Source organism: Pseudoselenomonas caprae (genome assembly GCF_008271345.1).
Lineage (GTDB): Bacteria > Bacillota > Negativicutes > Selenomonadales > Selenomonadaceae > Selenomonas_A > Selenomonas_A caprae.
The window spans coordinates 17,963-38,068 of sequence record NZ_VTOZ01000030.1; the positions used below are offsets into that span (position 1 = coordinate 17,963).

21 protein-coding genes and 3 tRNA genes are annotated in these 20,106 nt (G+C 55.0%); 20 read left to right on the top strand and 4 right to left on the bottom strand.

The genetic code is table 11. The features are described from left to right. Positions 1-15 precede the first annotated feature (15 nt). The 18 genes from FZ041_RS12085 (at position 16) to FZ041_RS12170 (ending at position 15,428) form a co-directional block, all read left to right on the top strand. Positions 16-1,476 (top strand): menaquinone biosynthesis decarboxylase, encoded by a 1,461-nt coding sequence (locus FZ041_RS12085; RefSeq protein ID WP_149189742.1) that lies wholly within the window; start codon positions 16-18, stop codon positions 1,474-1,476. Then, a complete protein-coding gene (locus FZ041_RS12090; protein WP_149189743.1) occupies positions 1,473-2,321 on the top strand; it encodes a 4-hydroxybenzoate octaprenyltransferase in 849 nt (282 codons plus the stop codon). Before FZ041_RS12085 ends, FZ041_RS12090 begins: the two co-directional genes overlap by 4 nt. 23 nt (positions 2,322-2,344) lie before the next feature. After that, the gene (gene folD, locus FZ041_RS12095; protein ID WP_149189744.1) at positions 2,345-3,208 is read left to right on the top strand and encodes a bifunctional methylenetetrahydrofolate dehydrogenase/methenyltetrahydrofolate cyclohydrolase FolD; all 864 of its coding nucleotides are present in this window, start codon (positions 2,345-2,347) and stop codon (positions 3,206-3,208) included. A gap of 45 nt (positions 3,209-3,253) precedes the next feature. Continuing rightward, on the top strand, positions 3,254-4,921 hold the full coding sequence (locus FZ041_RS12100; protein ID WP_149189745.1) for a formate--tetrahydrofolate ligase: 1,668 nt from the start codon (positions 3,254-3,256) through the stop codon (positions 4,919-4,921). 186 nt (positions 4,922-5,107) lie between these two features. Then, positions 5,108-5,851, top strand: coding sequence for a methylenetetrahydrofolate reductase (locus FZ041_RS12105; protein WP_075442433.1), 744 nt, complete (start codon positions 5,108-5,110; stop codon positions 5,849-5,851). Between the two features lie 71 nt (positions 5,852-5,922). Next, positions 5,923-6,765, top strand: a complete 843-nt coding sequence (locus tag FZ041_RS12110) for a sulfide/dihydroorotate dehydrogenase-like FAD/NAD-binding protein (RefSeq protein ID WP_075442434.1) — start codon at positions 5,923-5,925, stop codon at positions 6,763-6,765. A 3-nt stretch (positions 6,766-6,768) separates the two neighbouring features. Beyond that, positions 6,769-8,175, top strand: coding sequence for an NADPH-dependent glutamate synthase (gltA, locus tag FZ041_RS12115; RefSeq protein ID WP_149189746.1), 1,407 nt, complete (start codon positions 6,769-6,771; stop codon positions 8,173-8,175). Between the two features lie 101 nt (positions 8,176-8,276). Beyond that, entirely contained in the window at positions 8,277-8,852 is a 576-nt protein-coding gene (locus tag FZ041_RS12120; RefSeq protein WP_075442436.1) for a 3'-5' exonuclease, read from the top strand. Next, entirely contained in the window at positions 8,849-9,346 is a 498-nt protein-coding gene (locus FZ041_RS12125; protein ID WP_075442437.1) for a 2-thiouracil desulfurase family protein, read from the top strand. Before FZ041_RS12120 ends, FZ041_RS12125 begins: the two co-directional genes overlap by 4 nt. A 94-nt stretch (positions 9,347-9,440) precedes the next feature. Further along, positions 9,441-9,516: transfer RNA gene (locus FZ041_RS12130), tRNA-Asn, on the top strand. Between the two features lie 3 nt (positions 9,517-9,519). Then, positions 9,520-9,594: transfer RNA gene (locus tag FZ041_RS12135), tRNA-Glu, on the top strand. Between the two features lie 5 nt (positions 9,595-9,599). Next, a tRNA-Val gene (locus tag FZ041_RS12140) sits at positions 9,600-9,675 on the top strand. A 72-nt stretch (positions 9,676-9,747) separates the two neighbouring features. Continuing rightward, positions 9,748-10,281 carry a transcription repressor NadR gene (locus tag FZ041_RS12145; protein ID WP_149189747.1) on the top strand — a complete coding sequence of 178 codons (534 nt, stop codon included), beginning with the start codon at positions 9,748-9,750 and terminating at the stop codon, positions 10,279-10,281. 82 nt (positions 10,282-10,363) lie between these two features. Further along, positions 10,364-11,164: an HD domain-containing protein gene (locus tag FZ041_RS12150; RefSeq protein WP_075442439.1), complete on the top strand. Its 801-nt coding sequence runs from the start codon at positions 10,364-10,366 to the stop codon at positions 11,162-11,164. Positions 11,165-11,177: 13 nt separating this feature from the next. Continuing rightward, positions 11,178-12,854: a glutamine--tRNA ligase/YqeY domain fusion protein gene (locus tag FZ041_RS12155; protein ID WP_075442440.1), complete on the top strand. Its 1,677-nt coding sequence runs from the start codon at positions 11,178-11,180 to the stop codon at positions 12,852-12,854. 1 nt (position 12,855) lies between these two features. Further along, the gene (locus FZ041_RS12160; protein ID WP_075442441.1) at positions 12,856-13,167 is read left to right on the top strand and encodes a hypothetical protein; all 312 of its coding nucleotides are present in this window, start codon (positions 12,856-12,858) and stop codon (positions 13,165-13,167) included. 35 nt (positions 13,168-13,202) lie between these two features. Then, a complete protein-coding gene (locus FZ041_RS12165) occupies positions 13,203-14,486 on the top strand; it encodes an ArsB/NhaD family transporter (RefSeq protein ID WP_149189748.1) in 1,284 nt (427 codons plus the stop codon). A 126-nt stretch (positions 14,487-14,612) separates the two neighbouring features. Continuing rightward, positions 14,613-15,428, top strand: a complete 816-nt coding sequence (locus tag FZ041_RS12170) for a M15 family metallopeptidase (protein ID WP_255449396.1) — start codon at positions 14,613-14,615, stop codon at positions 15,426-15,428. Between the two features lie 150 nt (positions 15,429-15,578). Here FZ041_RS12170 and ald read toward each other — a convergent pair whose 3' ends face one another. Continuing rightward, positions 15,579-16,697 (bottom strand): alanine dehydrogenase, encoded by a 1,119-nt coding sequence (ald, locus tag FZ041_RS12175; protein WP_149189749.1) that lies wholly within the window; start codon positions 16,695-16,697, stop codon positions 15,579-15,581. Positions 16,698-16,741: 44 nt separating this feature from the next. Next, the gene (locus tag FZ041_RS12180; protein ID WP_149189750.1) at positions 16,742-17,281 is read right to left on the bottom strand and encodes a phosphatase PAP2 family protein; all 540 of its coding nucleotides are present in this window, start codon (positions 17,279-17,281) and stop codon (positions 16,742-16,744) included. A 97-nt stretch (positions 17,282-17,378) separates the two neighbouring features. On the opposite strand from FZ041_RS12180, the gene FZ041_RS12185 reads away from it, so the two are divergent. Together FZ041_RS12185 and FZ041_RS12190 are read left to right on the top strand one after the other, a co-directional pair. Further along, complete coding sequence (locus FZ041_RS12185) at positions 17,379-17,717, top strand: hypothetical protein (RefSeq protein WP_149189751.1); 339 nt, start codon at positions 17,379-17,381, stop codon at positions 17,715-17,717. 91 nt (positions 17,718-17,808) lie between these two features. After that, positions 17,809-18,462, top strand: coding sequence for a YczE/YyaS/YitT family protein (locus tag FZ041_RS12190; RefSeq protein WP_149189752.1), 654 nt, complete (start codon positions 17,809-17,811; stop codon positions 18,460-18,462). Positions 18,463-18,597: 135 nt separating this feature from the next. Here FZ041_RS12190 and FZ041_RS12195 read toward each other — a convergent pair whose 3' ends face one another. Together FZ041_RS12195 and FZ041_RS12200 are read right to left on the bottom strand one after the other, a co-directional pair. Then, on the bottom strand, positions 18,598-19,845 hold the full coding sequence (locus FZ041_RS12195; RefSeq protein ID WP_149189753.1) for an oligosaccharide MFS transporter: 1,248 nt from the start codon (positions 19,843-19,845) through the stop codon (positions 18,598-18,600). A 16-nt stretch (positions 19,846-19,861) separates the two neighbouring features. After that, on the bottom strand, positions 19,862-20,106 hold a 245-nt coding region (locus FZ041_RS12200), incomplete at its 5' end, for a family 43 glycosylhydrolase (RefSeq protein ID WP_149189754.1).

Here is a 20,106-nt window from a genome sequence, read left to right on the forward strand (position 1 = left end):
TAGGGAGGAAATAATTTGGCTTTTAAGGATTTACGGGAATTCATCGCGGAGCTCGAGAAACGCGGCTTGCTCAAGCGCATCCAGACGGAGGTAGACCCTGAGCTGGAAATCACGGAAATCACGGACCGTGTGTCCAAGATGGAAGGCGACAAGAATGTGGCCCTGCTGTTTGAGAATGTCAAGGGTTCCAAGATGCCGGTACTCATGAATGCCTTCGGCAGCTATGAACGCATGGCACTGGCATTGGGGGTAGAGAAGCTCGACGATGTCGCCGATGAACTGCGCGAGATGATGAAGCTGCCGTATGTGTCATTGCAGAACAAGATGAGCGTGGTCACGATGATCCCGATGATCAAGCGCGCCATCAATTTCCCGAAATATGTGAAGAATGCACCGTGCCAGGAAGTGGTGGAGACGGAGAATCTGAACCTTGACGAGATCCCTATCCTCAAGTGCTGGCCGGATGATGGCGGCCCGTTCGTCACGCTGCCGCTGGTGTTCACGAAGAACCCCAAGACGGGCAAGCGCAATGTGGGCATGTACCGCCTGCAGAAGTACGACAGCCGCACGACGGGCATGCATTGGCATATCCACAAGAACGGCGCCGAGAACTTCCGCGACACGAAGGCACAGGGCGGTGACCGCATCGAGGCGGCTGTGGCTATCGGTACCGATCCGGTGGTGACCTACGCGGCGACGGCACCGCTGCCGCGGGATATCGACGAGATGGTCTTCGCTGGTTTCCTGCGTCATAAATCCGTCGAGATGGTCAAATGCAAGACGGTGGATATCGAAGTGCCGGCCAATGCGGAAATCATCCTCGAGGGCTATGTCATGACGGATGAAGTCCGCCGCGAGGGCCCTTTTGGCGATCATACGGGGTACTATTCCTTGGCTGACGATTATCCGGTATTCCATATCACGGCCATCACCCATCGCAAGGATGCCATCTACTCGTCTACGGTGGTCGGCAAGCCGCCGATGGAGGACTGCTATCTGGCCAAGGCCACGGAGCGCATCTTCCTGCCGCTTTTGCAGCAGATGCAGCCGGAAATCCTCGATATCAACATGCCGCTGGAGGGCGTGTTCCATGACTGCTGTATCGTATCCATCAAGAAGTCCTATCCGATGCAGGCCCGCAAGGTCATGCATGCACTCTGGGGCATGGGCCAGATGATGAACGTCAAGATGATCATCGTTGTCGATGCCCATGTCAATGTCCAGGATCTGAAGGAAGTCTGGTGGCGTGTCTACAATAACATTGATGCGAAACATGACCTCGAGATCGTCGAGGGGCCGCTCGATGTGCTTGACCACTCCTCGCCGATGGCGAAGTGGGGCGCCAAGCTCGGCATTGATGCCACGAAGACCTGGCCGGAAGAAGGGCATACTCGTGAGTGGCCGGAAGAAATCAGCATGTCTGAGGATATCCGCCAGAAGGTCGATGCCAAGTGGAAGGAGCTTGGTCTCGATTGATTAATATCAAAGCACATATCAACAACGTTGCGCTGCATCATACGATCTTCGACCTGCCCTTTGCGTTCATGGCGGCGCTGCTGGCCGCTGGCGGCCAGCCATCCCTGCATGATCTTTTCTGGATCGCGCTGGCCATCACGACAGGCCGGGCTGCGGCGCTGGCGATGGATAATCTGGCCGATGTCAAATACGACAGCCAGCAGCCGCGCATGCAGTACCGCGCCATGGTGAAGGGCGATATTTCCAAGCGGGAGGCAAAGATCTTCATTGTCATATGCCTGGGATTGATGGTGGCTTCGGTCACGCAGCTGCATCCCATCTGCATCTACCTGCTGCCGATTGCCGCGATCCCGTTCATGATCTATCCGTTCATGAAGCGTTTCACGGGTTGGTGCCATCTGTTCCTGGGCCTTGCCATCGGCATGGCGCCGGCTGGCGGCTGGGTAGGTGTCAGCGGCCAGATAACGGCACCGATGGTGCTCCTGTGCATCGCCGTGGCGCTCTGGATCGGCGCATTCGATGCCATGTACGGGGCGCAGGACGAAGCCTTCGACAAGAGCCAGGGCTTGCATTCGCTGGCGACCGAGTACGGTGCTGAAGGGGCCTTCAAGATTGCTGTGGCCCTGCATATCGTCTGTGTCGCATGCTTCTTTGCTGTCGGCGTGATGCTGCAATTGCATTGGCTTTACTATATCGGCGTCGGCATTGCTGCCGGAACGCTGGTATATCAGCATAAAATCGTCAGCCCGACGGATTTTTCGCGGGTGACCCAACGCTATTTCATGCGCAATGGCATCGTATCGGTAGCCATCTGCGTATGCACCTGGCTCAGCTTTCTGTTCTGAGCCGTATACCTAGGGGGGACTTTATGTCAGCAAGAATTTTGGAAGGAAAAGTCTTTGCACAGCAGTTCAAGGAGGATGCCGGCCGACGGGCGGCAGTCCTGCGGGAGAAATACGGTGTGAACCCGGGATTGGCTGTCATCATTGTCGGCAGTAATCCGGCATCGCAGGTCTATGTCCGCAATAAGAACAAAGCTTGTGAAGAGCTCGGGATTTATTCAGAGGTCGTGGAGATGCCGGAGACGACAACGAAGCAGGAGCTTATCGCCAAGATCGATGAACTCAATCTCGATAGGCGCATCCACGGCATCCTCGTACAGCTGCCGCTGCCGGCACAGATCGCCAAGGATGAGGCTGAGATCCTCAACCGCATCGACCCGGCCAAGGACGTGGATGGCTTCCATCCGGTCAATGTGGGGCGGCTCGTGACCGGTGAGGATGGGCTCGTCCCGTGTACGCCGGCAGGCTGCATCCGCATGCTGGAGCTGGCGGACATTCCCCTGGATGGGAAACGGGCCGTTGTCATCGGCCGCAGCAATATCGTCGGCAAGCCGATGCTTCATCTGCTGCTGGGCAAGAATGCGACCGTGACTATCTGCCATTCGCATACGGAAAATCTTGCTGAGATCACGCGTGAGGCTGATGTCCTCGTGGCTGCCATCGGCAAGCCGAACTTTGTCACGGCGGATATGGTCAAGCCGGGAGCAACGGTCATCGATGTCGGCATCAACCGCATTGCCCCGAAGAAGCTTGTGGGCGATGTGGATTTTGCGGCCGTCAAGGAAGTGGCCGGGGCAATCACGCCAGTGCCGGGAGGTGTAGGACTCCTGACGGTGGCCATGCTCATGCAGAATGTTGTCAAGGCCGCCGAAACGGCAGCCTGCAAATAAAACCGAATATCTTTCACGGAAACAAACAGAGGAGAAGAAAGCCTAATGAAAACTGATGTGGAGATTGCTCAGGAAGCAGAGATGCAGGACATCCGGAAAATCGCCGAGAAACTGGAAATCTCGGAAGATGAACTGGAACTCTATGGCAAGTATAAGGCCAAGGTTACCCTGGATGCCTGGCAGCAGGTCAAGGATCGTCCGAACGGCAAGCTCGTTCTCGTGACGGCCATCAACCCGACGCCGGCTGGCGAAGGCAAGACAACGACAAGTGTAGGGCTTGCCGATGCCTTCCATAAGCAGGGCAAGAAGGTAGCTGTGGCTTTGCGCGAACCGTCGCTGGGGCCGTGCTTTGGTCTCAAGGGCGGCGCTGCTGGTGGCGGCTATGCCCAGGTAGTGCCGATGGAGGATATCAACCTGCATTTCACCGGTGACTTCCATGCAATCACGACGGCCCATAATCTGCTGGCCGCTGTCCTTGATAACCATATCCAGCAGGGGAATGCATTGGATATCGATGTGCGCCGTGTCGTCTGGAAACGCGTGCTGGATCTCAATGACCGCGCGCTGCGCCATGTCGTCATCGGCATGGGGGGCAAGGCTCACGGCGTGCCGCGCGAGACCGGCTTTGACATCACGGTGGCCTCAGAGATGATGGCTATCCTGTGTCTGGCGTCGGGGCTTGAGGATATGAAAAAGCGTCTCGGCGAAATCGTGGTCGCTTATACCCGCGATGGCCGTGCGGTCCGTGCCAAGGAACTCAATGTCACGGGGGCATTGACGCTGCTGTTCAAGGATGCGATCAAGCCGAACCTCGTCCAGACGCTGGAGGGGACGCCGGCCTTTATCCACGGCGGCCCCTTCGCCAATATCGCCCATGGCTGCAACAGCGTCATGGCCACGAAGTTCGCGCTGAAGTTTGCGGACTATGTCGTCACGGAGGCCGGCTTCGGTGCTGACCTCGGGGCTGAGAAATTCCTTGACATCAAGTGCCGTTTCGCCGGTATCCATCCCGATGCTGTCGTCATCGTGGCCACGGTACGTGCGCTCAAGATGCATGGCGGCCTTGATAAGAAGGAGCTTGACCATGTCGATATGGCAGCGCTTGAAAAGGGCTTGGCCAATCTCACGAAGCATATCGAGAACATCCAGAAGTTTGGCTTGCCAGCCGTTGTGGCCATCAATGCCTTCCCGACGGATACGAAGGAAGAACTCAGCTTTGTGGAGAAGAAATGCAACGAGCTCGGTGCAGAAGTCGCTTTGTCAGAGGTATGGGCCAAAGGCGGTGCGGGCGGCCTGAAACTGGCGAAGAAAGTTGAAGAAGCTTTTGCCAAGAAGAACGACTTCCATTTCCTGTATGAGACGGAGCAGTCCATCCCAGAAAAGATCACGGCCATCGCGCGTGAGATCTATGGTGCGGATGGTGTTGATTTCACGGCAGCAGCGAAAAAGCAGCTGCAGGAAATCGAGACGCTGGGTTTTGACAAGATGCCGGTATGCATGGCTAAGACGCAGTATTCCCTGTCGGATGATGCGGCCAAGCTCGGACGCCCGGAAGGGTTCCGCATCACGGTACGCGAGCTGCGCGTAGCTGCTGGTGCCGGCTTCATCGTCGCCTTGACGGGCAACATCCTTACGATGCCAGGCCTGCCGAAGAAACCGGCGGCTGAAAATATGGATATCGATGAAAGCGGCAAGATCACGGGGCTTTTCTGACAGGAAGGCCGGATCTGCTGGTTTATCTGCGTTAAAGCGCATGGGGAGAGACCTCCTCATGCGCTTTATTTTATCATTAGCGGTATTTATCTGTGTGATTTGCCAGCTACTTGCAAAATACATAAAAAACCCTTACAATATGATTTATGTAATTCATAACCATGAGAAAAAGTCGGAGGGCAGCCTATGAAACGTGTATCCGTTGAGCTCGTGCCGCGTGACGAAGAAACGCTGCGCGCTGAACTCGCGCTCTTGCAGCAGTATCAGGACAAGATCGACGTCATCAATATCCCCGACCTGCTGCGCTTTGAGACGCGCAGCTGGCAGGGGGCGGCGATGGCTAAGGAGTATTTCCCCGATGCCATGCCGCATATCCGCGCGATGGACATCAATCTTGAGGAAGAACTGCCGATGAAGGACTATCTGCGTGCGCATGATATCCGCGAGGTACTCGTCATCGAGGGTGATCCTCCCCAGCGCATGACCCATGCGGTCTATCCGACGGAGAGCACCGATGTCATCCGCAAGTTCCGCGAGGAGATGCCAGAGGTCACGGTCTATGCGGGTATTGACCAGTACCGCAGTTCGATGCGCCATGAGCTTTACCGCATCCACCGCAAGGTCCAGGCTGGTGCCAAGGGCTTTTTCACCCAGCCGTTCTATGACAGGCGGCTGCTCGAGATATATGCTGATATGCTGTCTGGCCTTGAGGTATACTGGGGCGTATCGCCGGTCATGAATGCCGGTTCGCAGAGTTACTGGGAGCGCAAGAACAATGTCGTCTTCCCGCAGGCTTTCGAGCCTAGCCTGGAGTGGAGCGTACAGTTCTCGCGCGAGGTCATGGAGCTGGCTGACAAGATGGATGCGAGCCTCTATCTGATGCCGATCCGCACGAATCTCGAGGAATATCTGGCAGGGGTATTCCGCTGACAACGGCAAGTGAGCAAATGAGACCGCAGGCAATTGCGGATACTGTTGTATATGTATTAGGAGAGTGAACCATGTTTAAGATCCTGAAGAAAGAGGAGCTTTCCCCGAATGTCTTCTCGATGGATATCGATGCGCCGCGCGTGGCTAAAAAGGCCCAGGCAGGACAGTTCATCGTCCTGCGCGTGGATGAGAAAGGCGAGCGCATCCCGCTGACGATTGCCAACTTCAACCGTGAGACGGGGGTCGTCAATATCGTCTTCCAGGTCATCGGCGCTTCGACGATGGCGCTGGCAGCTGTGGAGCCGGGCGAGTCGATCATCGATTTTGTCGGTCCGCTGGGGCAGCCGTCGGAAATCAAGAAATTTGATGGTACGGTTGTCGTTGTCGGTGGTGGTATCGGTGTCGCACCGACGTTCCCGATTGCCCGTGCCATGAAAGAGGCTGGCAACAAGGTCATCGCCATCATGGGTGCCAAGACGAAGGACATCCTGATCATGGAAGATGAGATGAAGGCAGTGACCGATGAGATCCTCATCACGACCGATGATGGTTCACGCGGCATCAAGGGCTTCGTTACCTATGCCGTACAGGAGCTGGCCCAGCGCGGGGAGAAGATCGCGCAGATCACGGCTATCGGCCCGGTCATCATGATGAAGAGCGTTGCTGACTGCACGCGCGAGCTCGGCATCCCGACGGTGGTCAGCCTCAATCCGATCATGGTTGACGGTACGGGCATGTGCGGCGGCTGCCGCGTCCAGGTCGGCGAGGAGACGAAGTTCGCCTGCGTCGATGGCCCGGAGTTCGATGGACACCTTGTCGATTTCAACGCCCTCATGAGCCGCCAGCGTATGTACCGCGACCTCGAGGCCGAGGAAAAAGACCATATCTGCAACATCGGACTGGGGAGGAAGTAAGCAATGGCTCTGTCTTTGAAGAAACACGAAATGCCGGTACAGGACCCGAAAGTCCGTGCCCATAATTTTGACGAAGTAGCCTTGGGCTACGATGAAGAAACGGCTGTCGCTGAGGCTGAGCGCTGCCTGCACTGCAAGATTCCGCAGTGCCGCAAGGGCTGCCCGGTGTCGGTCGACATCCCGGAGTTCATCGGTAAGATCAAAGAGCGCGATTTTGACGGCGCTATCGAGAAAATCAAGGAAGCCAATGCGCTGCCAGCTGTCTGCGGCCGTGTCTGCCCCCAGGAGAACCAGTGCGAGAAATACTGCGTGCTGGCCAAGAAGGGCGAGTCCGTTGGCATCGGCCGTCTGGAGCGTTTTGTTGCTGACCGCTATATGGCCAAGAATGAGGAAGTGAAACCGATCGCCTTTGCCGAAGATGCGCAGAAGGTAGCCGTACTGGGCTCTGGCCCCTCCGGACTTTCCTGTGCTGGCGATTTGGCGAAAAAGGGTTATAAAGTCACGGTCTTTGAGGCGCTGCATAAGGCTGGCGGCGTCCTGTCCTATGGCATTCCGGAATTCCGTCTGCCGAAGGATAAAGTCGTCAAGAAGGAAATTGAAAATATCGAGAAGCTCGGCGTCAAATTTGAGCTGGATTCGGTAGCTGGCCGTCTGTTTACCGTTGATGAGCTTATGGAAGAAGAGGGCTTCGATGCTGTATTCATCGGCACAGGTGCTGGCCTGCCGCGCTTCCAAGGCATTCCGGGCGAGGGGCTTAACGGCGTTTACTCGGCCAATGAGTTCCTGACGCGCTGCAACCTCATGAAGGCCTATAGATTCCCGGAATATGCTACGCCGATCAAAGTGGGCAAAAATGTCGCTGTCATCGGCGGCGGCAACGTAGCTATGGATGCAGCCCGCACGGCCCTGCGCCTGGGTGCGGAGCATGTCTATATCGTCTATCGCCGCAGCGAGGCTGAGCTGCCCGCCCGCAAGGAAGAAGTCGAGCATGCCAAGGAGGAGGGCATCGACTTCAAGCTGCTCAACAATCCAGTTGAGATTCTCGGCGACGAGAATGGCTGGGTCAAGGGAATGACCTGCATCCGTATGGAGCTCGGTGAACCTGATGAATCAGGGCGCCGGCGTCCGGTGGCTGTTGCGGGCTCGGAGTTTGAGCTTGCTGTGGATACGGTCATTGTCTCCATCGGTACGGGACCGAATCCGATTATTGCGCATACGACCCCGGGCCTTGCGACGACGAAACGTGGCAACATCGAGGCTGATGAGGAATCGTGCGCAACGTCCAAGCCAGGCGTATTTGCCGGTGGCGATATCGTGACGGGAGCTGCTACGGTAATCCTTGCTATGGGCGCCGGCCGCAAAGCAGCAGCAGCTATTGACGAGTATCTGCAGAAAAAGAAGAACAACTGATAGAACCATATTCGGTCAAGGGTGACCGCAGGTAGTCCGTCCCGGCAGTATCAGAAGCTGGGGCGGATTTATCGTTGGTTCAAGGGAGAGAAAAACAGGAAATGAATTTTGCTGCCATTGACTTCGAGACGGCAACGTCGGCCAGGGATTCTGCCTGCAGCGTAGCTGTCGTCGAGGTCAAGGAAGGAAAACTTTATGATTCGTATTACACGCTGATCCAGCCGCCGGGGAACCGTTATAACTGGTTCAATACGCGCATCCATGGCATCACGCGTGAGGATACGGCTGCGGCGCCGTGCTTTGCAGCTATATGGCCGGAACTGCGGCAGCATCTCGAGGGGCGGATCGTCGTGGCACACAATGCCCGCTTCGATATGGGCGTGCTGGGAGCCTGCCTGGCGAGGGAAGGCCTGGCAACGCCGGACTTTGCATACTGCGACACGGTCGCTATTTCGCGCAAGGCCTGGCCGGAGCTTGCCAATCATAAGCTCGATACGGTGGGCAGTTTCCTGCATATCGAGTTCAATCATCACAATGCACTGGATGATGCGCGCACCTGCGCGTATATCCCCGTGGCGGCTGCCAAGGAGATGGCAGTGGACAGCCTGCAGGGACTGACGGCCCAGCTGGGGATCCGGGTGCAGCCATTTGGTGTGAGAAAGGGGAGTAGACGATGATTTTAGTAAGTGCATGTCTGCTGGGACATAAGGTGAAATACAGTGGCGGGGCCAACACCCACGAACTGCTGCTCAAGTATAACGAGCGGGGCCGGTTCATCGCGGTCTGTCCCGAATGCTTTGCGATGCTGCCCGTGCCGCGTCCTTGCGTAGAGCTCCAGGGCGGTACAGGCAAGAAGGTTTTGTCGGGCAAGGCTAAGGCCATGGATGAGAATGGGCGGGATATGACGCAGTATTTCCTGACCGGTGCCGACAAGGTGCTCAAGATAGCCGAAGCCTATCATGCGAAGGTGGCGATTCTCAAGGAAGGCAGCCCATCCTGCGGCGTCAAGAAAATCTACAATGGCAATTTCGAAGACAAGAAGATCAAAGGTCAGGGCGTGACGACGGCCCTGCTGCAGAAGCATGGCATCACGGTCTATTCGGACAAGGACATGACGGTAGGCCGCTTGGAGGAACTCATCGCCGAGGATATGCGCCGCGACCGCATCTGAAAAATTTTTTCATGATATGAAAAAAAGGGGTTGCATTATGCGCAGAAATCCCGTATAATATCTTTTGTCGACACGAGAGTGTCACAAGAGTTATTCCTCGATAGCTCAGCCGGTAGAGCACCTGACTGTTAATCAGGCTGTCGCAGGTTCGAATCCTGCTCGAGGAGCCATATGGCGCGTTGGTCAAGTGGTTAAGACACCGCCCTTTCACGGCGGCTTCATGGGTTCGAATCCCATACGCGTCACCATTTCCGGGCGATTAGCTCAGCTGGGAGAGCGCTTGCCTTACAAGCAAGATGTCAGCAGTTCGATCCTGTTATCGCCCACCATTCAAAAATATAGGCTGCCGAAGGGCGGCCTTTTTTGTTATCGGCAGTGTCAGAGGAACAGGAGGTTTGTGCATGAATACGGAAGAACGCCGGGAACATTTACTCAAACGCCTGCGTGAGGCAGAGCAGCCGCTCACGGGAACCAAGCTGTCGCGGGAATTTGCCGTGAGCCGGCAGATCATCGTCGGCGATATCAGCATCCTGCGGGCCCAGGGTGTGCAGATCTTTGCAACGCCCCGCGGGTATATCCTGCCGCAGGAGCAGCCTGAGGCCAGCCGCATGGTGACGCTGGTCTGCCAGCACGACGCAGCTGGCATGGAGCAGGAGCTCTTGGCCATTGTCGACAATGGCGGGGCGGTGCTCGATGTCATCGTCGAGCATCCGCTCTATGGCCCCATCCGCGGCGACCTGCTGCTGGAGAACCGACGGGATGTCCGCGCCTTCCTGTCCAAGATGCAGAAATGCCAGGCCAATCCCTTGCTCGTCGTGACGGGGGGCATCCATATGCATACGGTGCGGGTTCCCGATGAGGAAACCCTGCAGGCTATCCGTGCAGACCTGCGGGCCCTGCACATCCTCGTGGAGGATGGCGTGGCCCGGGGCTGATATTGCGTGACAATTCCCTTCGTAGTATAATTATAATGTTTTCATGCAGTGACAAAGGTATTTATAGTAAGGAAGACGATTCGTGGAAGAATTACTGAAGAAAATGCACACATGGATGGACGCCTATATGAAGCGTTTTGTCACCGATGACGAAGAAGTCATGCAGGGCATACGCATCAAGATGATCCATACCGGCTATGTCACGGCCATTGCCCGTGAGCTGGCGCAGGAATTGGCGCTTTGCCAGCATGACGTACAGCTGGCTGAGATCATGGGGCTGTTCCATGATGTGGGACGGTTCCGCCAGTACAGCATCTACAAGACCTTCAACGATGCGCAGTCAGAGGATCATGCCGATCTCGGGCTCAAGGTGCTGGCCGAAGAGATGCCGTATCTTGAGGCGCTGGCGGCAGAGGAGGCAGAGCTGGTGCGCTTTGCCATCCGCAATCACAACAAGAAGGAAATCGAGCCGACGGAAGACAAGCGCAAGCTGCTGTTTGCCCGTCTCCTGCGCGATGCAGACAAGCTCGATATCTACCGCGTGCTCTCGCCCTATCTGACACCGGATGGTGTCGATAAGGCGCCGAAATTCATCAAGGCTGATGCGAGCCAGCTCGTGAGTCCGGACTTTGTCCGCGACTTTGCCGAGGGCAAGCAGGCCGACTATCATCGTCTGCGCACCCATGGCGACCGCAAGCTGGTGCGGCTCATGTGGGTCTACGATGTCAACTTCAGCTGGACGCTGCGCAAGATGGTCGAGCGCGGCTATATCGACCTCATCATCAAGTATCTTCCTGAGCAGGAGGGGCTTGATGTCGGCATCCGCCGCTTGCGCCAATATATAGAAGAAAAATGCGCGGTCAAAGACCGTGTGGATGTATAAAGGAGAGAATCACATGGCAGAGAATACGACAATCGCTACGAATTTTGTTCAGAATGCGATTGAGGATGACCTGAAGAATGGCAAATACACGGAGGGCATTCATACGCGCTTTCCACCTGAGCCGAATGGCTATCTCCATATTGGTCACGCAAAGTCCATTTGCCTGAACTTCGGCCTGGCTGAGTACAATCATGGCCTTTGCAACCTGCGCTTCGACGATACGAATCCGACGAAGGAGGATACGGAGTACGTCGACTCCATCCAGGAGGACATCCATTGGCTCGGCTTCTCGTGGCAGAACCGCATGTATTATGCCTCGGACTACTTCGATAAGCTTTATGACTATGCGGTCGAGCTCATCAAGAAGGGCCTGGCTTATGTGGATGACCTCACGGCTGAGGAGATCAAGCAGTACCGCGGCACGCTGACGGAGCCGGGCAAGGAAAGCCCGTACCGCAACCGCAGCGTTGAGGAAAACCTTGACTTGTTTGCCCGCATGAAGGCTGGCGAATTTGCCGATGGCGAGAAGGTGCTGCGGGCGAAGATCGACATGGCTTCGCCGAATATGGTCATGCGTGATACGGTCATTTACCGCATTGCCCATGCGCATCATCATCGTACGGGAGATGCCTGGTGCATCTATCCGATGTACGACTTTGCCCATCCGCTGTCGGATGCCATCGAGGGCATCACGCATTCGGTCTGCACGCTCGAGTTTGAGGAGCACCGTCCGTTCTACGACTGGCTCCTGGAGTCACTGGGCTTTGACGTCAATACGCGCCCGCGCCAGATCGAGTTTGCACGTCTCAATCTCACGAACACGGTCACGAGCAAGCGCAAGCTGCGCCAGCTTGTCGAAGAGGGCTATGTACGCGGCTGGGACGATCCGCGCATGCCGACCATTTCGGGCCTGCGCCGCCGCGGTTATACGCCGGCATCGCTGCGCAACTTCTGTGAGGAGATTGGCGTCGCCAAGGGCAACAGCCTGGTCGATGTCAGCATGCTTGAGCACTGCGTACGCGATGACCTCAATGAGCATGCGGATCGCGTCATGGCAGTGCTGCGTCCGCTGAAGGTCGTCATCACGAACTATCCGGAGGATAAAGAGGAGTACCTGCTGGCTGACAACAATCCGATGCACGGTGGCAGCCGCTTCGTGCCGTTCTCCCGCGAGATCTATATCGAGCAGGAAGACTTCATGGAGGAGCCGCCGAAGAAGTATTTCCGCCTCAAGCCGGGCGGGGAGGTCCGCCTCAAGCATGCGTACATCATCAAGTGCGAGGAAGTCGTGAAGGATGCAGACGGCAATGTTGTCGAGCTCCGCTGCACCGCGGATCTTGAATCCAAGACGGGCGGTGCTACGGCTGGCCGCAAGATCAAGGGCACGATCCACTGGGTAGCTGCCAAGACAGCACTGCCGGCCGAGGTACGCCTCTATGACTACCTGCTTGAAACCGATGAGAACGGCAACCTGCCGGATGACTTCATCGCTGCGCTCAACAAGACGTCGCTGGAAGTCATCGAGAACGCCTGGATTGAGCCGAGCGTCAAGCTCACGGCTGCTGGTACGCACTACCAGTTCCTGCGCGAGGGCTATTTCGTTGTCGATCCGGACACGACGCCGGATAAGCTGGTCTTCAACCGTGTGGTTGGCCTGCGTGACAGCTGGGCTAAAGTAAAGAAGGGATAACATGAGCAAGATTCCAAAGGGACTTACTGATAAGGATATGTTCCAGAATTACGTGGAGGAGGAATCCCTTGAGGATGCCTTTGTCAAGGCTGAGAAGCTTGCGGACAAAAAACGCCGGGAGCAGGCGGCAGCAGAGCCGCCCGCTGAGCTCAGCCGGGCTGGGTTTACACCGGCGCTTACTGAGGATCTTGGCAAGGCGCTGATGGTGCTCAAGATGGAACTTTTCCGCGAGGGTATCCAGCATTATACGTTCAAGATCAAGCGCGATGGTGAAAATATCGTGCTGACCCCGAAGTATAAAAAAGAGAAATAAGCGAATTCAAAGACTATGGAAAGAAGTGGATTGCATTGTTAAGCAGCACAACCCTGGCGGTCATCATCTTTGTGGCTGCCTATGCGCTGATTATTTCGGAAAAGGTGCATCGCACCATCGTGGGAATTTTCGGTGCTATGCTGATGATTCTCTGTGGTATCATCAGTCAGGAAACTGCTATTCATCATATTGATTTTAATACGTTGGGCCTGTTGATGGGCATGATGATTATCGTTAACATCACGAGTGAGACTGGCCTGTTCAACTTCCTGGCTATCTGGGCGGCTAAGAAGGTCAAGGCACGTCCGATTGCGCTGCTCGTGGCGTTGTCGGCGCTTACGATGATTTGCTCGGCGCTGCTCGATAACGTTACGACGGTATTGCTGACGGTTCCAATTACTTTCAGCATCACAGCGCAGCTCAAGGTGGATGTGAAGCCGTATCTTATCGCTCAGATCCTGTCATCGAATATCGGTGGTACGGCGACACTGATCGGTGATCCGCCGAACATCATGATTGGCAGTGCCGTTGGCCTGAACTTCATGGATTTTATTGCCAACCTAACCGGCGTGTCCATCGTGATTTTCTTGGTCGTCCAGGCGCTCTTGATCATGCTTTATGGCAAGGAACTCAAGACGCAGCCAGAGCTGCAGGAGAAAGTTATGCGTCTCAATGCGAAGAGCCAGATTTCCGATGTTAAGCTGCTGAAAAAATGCTTGTTTGTCATTTTTGTCACGATTTCGCTGTTTGTCATGCATGGAGCACTGGGACTGGAGACAGCAACAGCGGCACTTACAGGTGCAGGACTATTGCTGCTGATTACATTCACGCGCAATGAGCCCATGATTGCCAAGGTGCTCTCGAAAGTCGAGTGGCTGGCCATCTTCTTCTTCGCGGGCCTGTTCGTGCTCGTCGGTGCTTTGGTGGAGACGGGCGTCATCGAGATGCTGGCGGCTGAGGCCATCAAGCTCACGCATGGCGATGTCACGGCCACGGCAGTGCTGATTCTCTGGATGAGCGCTATCGCTTCGGCTTTCATCGACAACATCCCGTTTGTGGCAACGCTGATTCCTTTGATTCAGGATATGGGCCAGATGGGCCTGACGAACCTTGATCCGCTCTGGTGGTCGCTGGCACTCGGTGCCTGCCTCGGCGGCAATGGTACATTGATCGGTGCGAGCGCTAACGTTGTCGTGGCTTCGATGGCTGCACAGCGTGGCCGCCAGATTTCATTCCTGGGCTTCATGAAGATTGCATTCCCGGTCATGGTGCTGACGATTATCATGGCAAATATATATGTATGGCTGCGTTATCTCTGATAGCGTTGCAGACGTGTCATGTCCTTCCGGATTAACGGGAGGACATTTTTTTTGAAGCAGGATTTTTTCTATTCTTGTTGAATCTTAACTTGTATGAAATTTTTCAAGTCAACAGGAGGAAAGTGGATGAAAATGATGAGAAAAAAATGGCTGGGAATATTAGGTGGTATGCTGCTGGCAGGATGTTCGCTGTTTCCGGCGCAGGCAGAGATGGCAGCAGCAGAAACTGCAGCTGTGCAGCAGGCGGGAAAGGTATCGCCAGAGGATTCCCGTGACTTTGTGGTATTATCCGAGGCTGTGCCTGATGTGATCCTTGAGGTGCGTTATTACTCGACTTATAATTTTGTCGGTGACCGCATCGCTGGTTATGAGCAGCCTTGTGTCATGCTGACGAAGGAAGCGGCAGCAGCCCTCAAAGAAGTGGCGGCAGATGTGAAGAAACAGGGCTATCGCTTGAAAATCTATGATGCGTACCGCCCGCAGATGGCTGTCGATAATTTCGTAGCCTGGGCCGAGAATCTGGACGATACGCGAATGAAGGCTTATTTCTATCCGCAGGTCGACAAGACACGGCTGTTCGCCGATGGCTACATCGATGCGAAGTCCGGGCACAGCCGTGGATCGACGCTCGATCTGACCTTGTTTGACATGAACACCGGCAAGGAAGCTGATATGGGCGGTGTCTTTGACCACTTCGGTGTCGAGAGCCATCCGGACTGGTGCGGTGATCCCGAGACTGGCAAGTACACGGGCAAATACAAGGGCAGCAAGCAGCCGCAAGACGGCCAGATCAATGAGGTGCAGTTCAAGAACCGCATGATCCTGCGTCAGGCGATGCTTCGCCATGGGTTCAAGCCGCTGGCTACGGAATGGTGGCACTTCACGCTGAAGGATGAGCCGTATCCAGATACGTATTTCAATTTCAAGCCGCATATGAAGTAAATAGGATTCCAGTGGATCGCTGCTGAAAATATCGTAAAAAAAATCCGTCCGGCGCTTTGTAGAGACCCCCATAAGTTAGACCAAGGAATCTAACTTATGGGGGTCTCTACACTTATACGCTGAACGGATTTTTTATGTGGTCAGGGTAAATCAGAATAATTTGTCTTTGCAGGTGAACGGAAGGCCAAGAGCGTCCGCAACAGGCTGATTGACGAGCTTGCCTCCGATGGTATTGAGTCCTTCGGCCAGTCCCGGGTCTTCGTGGCAGGCGGCGGCCCATCCCTTGCTGGCAATCCGCAGGGCATAGGGCAGGGTGGCATTGGTCAGTGCCAAGGTCGAGGTCCGTGAAACTGCGCCGGGGATATTGGCCACGGAATAGTGGACTACGCCGTGCTTGGTGAAGGTAGGATCCTCATGCGTGGTAACCCGGTCACAGGTGGCAATGCTGCCGCCCTGGTCGATGGCGACATCGACGATGACGGAACCGGGGCGCATGGTCTTGACCATGTCTTCGGTTACGAGCTGCGGGGTCTTGGCCCCAGGCACCAATACTGCGCCAATCAGCAGGTCTGCTTGTGCGACCCATTCGGCGATGTTGTAGCTGTTGGACATGACGGTGGCGATGCGGCCGCCGAAGACATCATCCAGATAGCGCAGGCGTTCGCAGGACAGATCAATCACGGTCACGCGGGCACCGAGCCCGACGGCTATCTTGGCGGCATTCGTACCGACTACACCGCCGCCGATGATCACGACTTGTCCCGGGGCGACTCCGCTGACTCCGCCCAGCAGGACACCGGCCCCGCCATAGCGGCTTTCCAAGAACTGGGCGCCGATCTGTACCGACATGCGTCCGGCAATCTCGCTCATGGGGGCGAGCAGCGGCAGGCTTCTGCCGTCTCTGCCGACGACGGTTTCGTAGGCGATGCCTGTCACCTTGTGCTTCAGCAGTGCGGCAGTCAGCTCGGGCTCTGGCGCCAGGTGTAGATAGGTGAAGAGTATCTGGCCTTCATGGAAGAGGTCATACTCCTCCGGCAGGGGTTCTTTTACTTTGATGATCATCTCTGCTTCGTCGAACAGCTTTTGCTTGTCAGCTGAGAGCGAAGCGCCAACGGCCGTATAATCCGCATCGGCAAAACCGCTGCCGAGCCCTGCGCCCTGCTCCACCAGGACTTTGTGGCCGGCTTTGGTAAGCGCCTCTGCCCCTGCGGGCGTAAGGCCGACACGATTCTCGTTATTCTTGATTTCTTTTGGTACACCAATCAGCATGATATCGCCTCCATAAAGTGACAATGCGTGGAACTCTAGAGGCATTATTCGCTAAGGTGGCGGGAGATTCCTGTATAGCGGAGCAATTTATTTCGGCAATGCCAGATCGCAGCGCTGCCAAGGGCGGCGATCCCTATGCCGCCAAGGATATCGCTGGGGTAGTGCACGCCGACGTAGAGCCGGGAAAAAGCCATGAATGCGGCAAGCCCCAGTCCAAGATAGCGGTACCAGCCACGGCAGATCCGCCAGAGGATGAAAGCTGCGGCAAAAGCGCAGACCGTGTGGCCGGAAGGAAAGGAAAAGGAGTGGGGCAGTTGGCCTAAGGGCAGAAGTTCGGGATGTGTCAGGAAGGGGCGGGGACGCATGACCAGATGCTTCAAGACTGCGGCTATGCCACCGCAGAACAACAGGGAGCTTAAGATGAGCATTCCGTGCTGGCGCGTGGCTTTGCGCAGGGATAAAGCCAAGGCCAGTACCAGCCAAAAGGCACCATAATGTCCGCTGGCATTGCTTGCCTGTACGGCTGGCATCAGCCAATCGGCGCGCAGATTTTCCTGGATCCAGATAAGAATCGCTATGTCCATAGTAAACCTCACTTGCTTATGATAGGAACGTGCAAACATTTGGGTATTATAGTATATGGGAAGCGGAACTGTCAAATCCATGGACATAACGACGACAATGAAAATCAAAACTACCGGGATGGTCTTGAATGAAATGCAGCTTGCGCAAGTGGCAGGTGGCTTGGGCATCACTACCGTGCTTGGCTGCCTCTACACGGCAGGGAAAACGGGCATGGCAGTATATAAAGAAACGAAGGCCTTGGTGACCTCGCCGGAGTATGCAAAGATGACGGACAAACAGAAAAACAAGGCAATCGGCAGGATCTTTGCCGATAATGTGGCTTTCGGTGGGATGCTGGGGGCTGGCGCAGGGGTGATATACGCACAAACGAAATGGCGGTTCGCCGGGGTAGGCAATGAGATTCGAGAAGGTGTCGAAAAACTGCTGAAAGAATAAGGATGGTGTCCAAAGGGTGCATCTGCAGGCAAAATATTTGACTTTTCGTATCTCCCAACGTATACTTGTTTATTCGTTGGGAGGTATTTTTATGTCAATAGCAACCCGTTATCTGTTGTTCCTCATGGCTGTGATCGTCCAGGCCTCCGGCATTGCGCTGGTGGTCAAGAGCACGCTGGGGACGTCGCCGATATCGAGTCTTCCGTATGTCATCAGCCTGGCATCGCCGTTCACCCTCGGCCAGATGACTTTTACGATAAATATGGTGTTTGTGCTGGGGCAATATCTGCTGCTGCGCAAAGATTTTGCGGCTATCCAGCTCCTGCAGGTCCCGGTCACGCTGGTCTTTGCCTGGTTCATTGACTTTTTCATGGCGATATGGGCCTGGGTGGTCCCCACGGATTACCTGTGGCAGCTGCTGCCTTTGCTCATCGGCACTACGCTGATCGCTTTCGGCGTGGCCGTGCAGGGCATTGCCAATGTGCTGATGCTTCCTGGCGAGGGCATCGTGTACGCCGTATCCCGCTATTTCCAGCTGGAGTTCGGCAAGGTCAAGACAGGCAACGATGTTATCCTGGTCATACTGGCAGCGGTCATATCCCTCGTGTATCTGGATGGGATCGAAGGCATCCGGGAAGGTACGCTCATCTCGGCCTTGATAACGGGAACCATAGCCCGGTTCTTCCTGAGGCATCTCAGCCGGGTAGATGCGGATGGAAAGCTGGTTTTCCGGCCGCACCTGTAATGCTGGCAAGTAGAGAGCATTACGGACTTCTAGTATGGTTGATGCCGCCTGATGGCTGGTGTCGGATAAAACAACGAAGCTCCAAGCGATGGATAGTTCGCAGGAGCTTCGTTGTTTTTGCGTTGGAAGGGGGGATTATTTTTCTACGGCGGCCACTAGTTTTTCGTTTGCTCCTTTATCATTTTTCAGCGTGAAGATGCTGATGAAAGTGATAAGGAGAACGCTCAAGGCCAAAAAGGTATAGGTGCTTTGGAATCCCATCGAGGCATACATGCCACCGGCGATAGAGGAGAAGATGACTACGGCGCCCTGTTTTGCCAGGTTGAATCCTAGGAGATAGACTGTGGCAGAGAGACGAACATCGAATACAGCTGAGATGTATTTCATGACGGAAACCAGCATGAGGGGCATTTCGAAGGCTGCAATGAGACGGAAAGCTGAGAGGGCGATGGGGGTGGTGAAGAATGCACTGCCAGCAATTCGCACGAAGGTCAGAAGTCCAAATAACAGAAGACCTCTTTTGGCACCAATCTTATTGACAAGTGCGGGAGCAAAAACCATCAGCACGGCTTCCAACGCCGTCTGGGTTGCGCAGAGTTTGCTGAAGGTGTCGATGCCGGCTTCCTTCGTGGCGAAAAAGGTTACGTAATAGTTGGGGAATTGCTGATCAAAGACATCATAAATCGAGGCAGTACCTACGATGATCAGGGCAAAGGCCCAAAATCTTTTCTGTTTTAAGATTTCCAAGACATCCTTTTTATTTATGCTGGCGGCAGATGTCTGAGCCCGTTGTTCTTCTGGTGATTGTTCTCCCTTGACACGAGCCAGATAAAGCAGCAGGCAGAGGAGTACCGCCGATCCGCTGCCAAACCAGAAAATGCTGTCGGGGTTATTTACATAGAGAAGACCACCGATGAACGTGGCAGTAGCGCCAGCTAGTGAACCAAAGAGCCGGACATGACCGTATTCAAAGCCATTCTTGCGGCTGACTTTTTCGATATAGGATTCGACTACGCCTACGCCGCCGAAAAAGCAGAGGCTCAGATAACTGCTGCCGAGAAGTGCACCTGCGTAGACATTGAAAGCGAGGAGTTCTTGGAACAGATAGCTGAAAAATGGTCCCATGAATAAGAGGGCAATGGCGATGACACCGAAGAGATTCTTTCTGTAACGCAATTTGTCTTGGATGACACCGAAAAACGGATGATAGCAAAGAGCAATCAGCGACATGGAGGAAAAGACAAAACCAGCTTCAGCTTCATTGAGTCCGGCGATATCTTTCAGCCATAGCGGCAGGAAGGCCAAGACAATAGCCCAAATCATGAAATAGAAGTAGAAAAGGCCTCCATAATTCAAAAAATCCCGATTGAATATCTTAGACATGGCAACTAGCTCCTTTCTATGCATGCATTGTGCGATTTTCCTCTACAGGTACGCCGAAATCAGGCATCCCATCTTCGCGCCAGTGGATGGGCTGCACCCGGGTATGGCGGTTGGGATCGTAGAGGGGATCACCTGTGATTTCGGTGTAGTTGCGGGCATGGTACACCAAAAGATCCGTTTTTCCATCCTCGGAAACTGTGAAGGAATTATGTCCTGGGCCATAGATGTGATTGGTGTAAGAGGTGCGGAATACAGGGATGA